The sequence below is a fragment of the Pseudomaricurvus alcaniphilus genome, from assembly GCF_011440395.1.
GTDB classification, from domain to species: domain Bacteria; phylum Pseudomonadota; class Gammaproteobacteria; order Pseudomonadales; family Cellvibrionaceae; genus Pseudomaricurvus; species Pseudomaricurvus alcaniphilus.
Genome location: NZ_JAAOIX010000029.1, coordinates 1 through 2,643, shown reverse-complemented (window position 1 = coordinate 2,643; position 2,643 = coordinate 1). Strand labels below are relative to the sequence as shown.

Sequence of the window (2,643 nt, the reverse complement as noted above, 5' to 3'; positions counted from 1 at the left end):
TCAGGGCAAATAGACAACCAGTAACCACATGAAAATAAAAGGGTTTTATTCGATCACTAAACTCACTGTTCGGAATTGCGTTTTGGAAGCCTGTATAATCCACTGTCGCGCATAATGGGAACGCAATGGCTTCATCGTCTGGTACAAGCGACTGGAGAAGCAGCGCTTTAAATGGCCGAAATCCGGAGAGACACTCCACCTCACGGGACAGGAGTTGAACTGGTTACTTGATGGTTTTGATATTTTCAACAATCGGCCTCATCAAGCGGTGTTTTTTGATTCAGTCACCTGACCCGCGGTGTTATAATCCGCGCTATGGGCGCGGCACAAAATTACAGCAATCTCAGCGATGATGAACTCAGACAGCTTCTGTCTGAGCGAGACCGCGCCCTTGCCAGCAAAGAGCAAACCATCTCCCATCAAGAACGCATCATCAAGGTGATGGAGGAAGCCCTTCGCCTGCAGAAGCTGCGCTTGTTTGGCAAAAGCTCCGAAAAGTCCCCGGATCAGGTCGAGTTGTTCAACGAGGCTGAATTCTCTGTGGCCGCTGAGGACGGCTTCGTCCAGCAGGATGCTCAGTCTGCGTGTGCTGACAGTGCCACGCGCAAGAAAAAGCCCGGACGCAAGCCACTGCCGGCAGACCTGCCAAGGGTTCGCATCGAGCATGATCTGCCCGACACCGAGAAGACTTGTGAGTGTGGCTGTGAGCGCGTGGTCATTGGTGAAGAAATCAGCGAACAACTGGACATCATCCCGGCGACCATCCAGGTGCTGGTCAACGTTCGCAAGAAATACGCCTGCAAAAAGTGTGAAAGTGGCGTTGCCGTAGCTCCACTACCGGCACAACCGATTTCCAAGAGCAACGCCAGCCCCGGCTTGCTGGCGCACATCGTCACATCCAAGTATCAGGATGCCCTGCCATTGCACCGCCAGGAGGCGATATTGCAGCGTCAGGGCATCGACATACCCAGAAACACACTGGCCAACTGGATGATTCGGTCAGGTGAACTGATTCAACCCCTGATCAATTTACTCGACGAGCGATGGCGGGATTATCCGGTCGTGCACTGCGATGAAACCCCGGTTCAGGTCCTGAATGAACAGGGCAAACGGGCACAAAGCCAATCGTACATGTGGGTTCGGGTCGGCGGACCACCTACGCAGCCTGTTCGCCTGTTTCACTATGCCGACAGCCGTCGCGGAGATGTGGCTGCCGGGCTGTTGGCGGACTACTGCGGTTACGTGCAAACCGACGACTACGCCGGTTACAATCAGGCGTGCTCCGCAACAAATATTACTCAGTTGGGGTGTTGGGCCCACGCTCGGCGAAAACTGGTTGAGGCTGAAAAAGTTACCGCCGGCAAAACCGGCAAGGCCAATATGATCTTGTCCATGATTGCCAGGCTCTACGCCATCGAGAAACGGGCAAGAGACCTGGATCCTGCAGATCGCTATTCTCTTCGCCAGAAAGAATCCGTGCCGCAACTCGACAAGATTCGGAAGTGGCTTGATAACACGTTGCACTCAACGTTACCCAAAGGCGTGCTGGGCAAAGCATTGGCTTACCTGGACAAAAACTGGCGGAAGCTGACAGTCTATACAGAGGATGGCCGCCTGAACATAGACAACAATCCTGCAGAAAATGCGATACGGCCCTTCGTTCTTGGCCGCAAGAATTGGCTCTTTTCTGCCAGTGTAAATGGCTCCAACGCCAGTGCCAACCTTTACTCTCTCATTGAAACTGCAAGGGCCAACAAGCTGGAGCCCTACAACTACCTACGATACGTTTTTAAAGAACTTCCGCTCGCGCAAGGCGTCGAGAATATCGAAGCCTTGCTGCCTTGGAATGTTTCTGCAGAGGCCCTAACAGTTTAAAGAGTTGCCCGCCAGGTGGGGTTTGCTGAGCGCTTACCTTTTTTGCGCTTATCTGCCACGATCTTGCCTTCACGATATTCTTTTCGCCATCGTGACAGCATGAATGGGTGTATGTCGAGTGTATCGGCAACCTCTTTTACCTGGATGCTATCGAGCAAGCTTAACTGAACCGCTTTAATTTTGAATTCGTTGGAATACTGCCAGGTCTTCCTCGGTTTGGTATATTTTGGCATTGGACACCTCATCAGTTTGATGTTGGTGTCCGTTAAAGCGGGGCAAGATCAGCGTCCTGCTGACTTAATTTGTTATGTGTTTTTAACAGCACTCGAAATAAAAATGCTTGTAAAGTTGTAATTGCGACTATAGCTATTAACCAAAAGTACAAAGATAGCTTGAACATACCAAAACCTTTAGCGATCTTTTCTTCACCATTTGCAATTTTGTTAAAGCGGCTCGCTATATCAGCATTTGAGATAGTGCCAGATTGAATCTTATTCGCAAATTCTCGATAGCTTACTGCCACCTCTTTCCCCTCCAATTGGGAAAAGTAAGAAATTCCCTTTGCACAAAGAAAAATATTGGGCGCAAGAGAAAGCCCAAGTATTGTTAGAATTATTAAATAGCATTTCTTCATAGTAGTTTACACAGTCGTGGTAGAACGCCCGGTTACCCGGACGCCCCCACACAGATCCCGGCGTGCGGGATTACCGCACCGGGCTCCTCAGTAATAACATTGCTACCGTGCATGGGCAGCCCCCTTCTCGAACA

General features: G+C 50.5%; 2 protein-coding genes and 2 pseudogenes. 2 read left to right on the top strand and 2 right to left on the bottom strand.

Going from position 1 to position 2,643, the window contains the following annotated elements:
* Window positions 1–127: 127 nt before the first annotated feature.
* Together tnpB and tnpC are read left to right on the top strand one after the other, a co-directional pair.
* A pseudogene (gene tnpB / locus G8764_RS23115) lies at window positions 128–292 on the top strand (IS66 family insertion sequence element accessory protein TnpB); the annotation flags it as partial.
* 23 nt (window positions 293–315) lie between these two features.
* Window positions 316–1,875 carry an IS66 family transposase gene (gene tnpC / locus G8764_RS22160; RefSeq protein WP_166168556.1) on the top strand — a complete coding sequence of 520 codons (1,560 nt, stop codon included), beginning with the start codon at window positions 316–318 and terminating at the stop codon, window positions 1,873–1,875.
* A 38-nt stretch (window positions 1,876–1,913) separates the two neighbouring features.
* Here the strand turns inward: tnpC and G8764_RS22155 are convergent.
* Together G8764_RS22155 and G8764_RS22150 are read right to left on the bottom strand one after the other, a co-directional pair.
* A pseudogene (locus tag G8764_RS22155) lies at window positions 1,914–2,108 on the bottom strand (transposase); the annotation flags it as partial.
* Between the two features lie 32 nt (window positions 2,109–2,140).
* Window positions 2,141–2,509, bottom strand: a complete 369-nt coding sequence (locus G8764_RS22150) for a hypothetical protein (protein WP_166168553.1) — start codon at window positions 2,507–2,509, stop codon at window positions 2,141–2,143.
* Between the last annotated feature and the right edge of the window lie 134 nt (window positions 2,510–2,643).

Excerpts from the sequence above, each read along its gene's own strand:
- tnpC (WP_166168556.1), top strand. The coding sequence starts at position 316 with ATGGGCGCGGCACAAAATTACAGCAATCTCAGCGATGATGAACTCAGA.
- G8764_RS22150 (WP_166168553.1), bottom strand. The coding sequence starts at position 2,509 with ATGAAGAAATGCTATTTAATAATTCTAACAATACTTGGGCTTTCTCTT.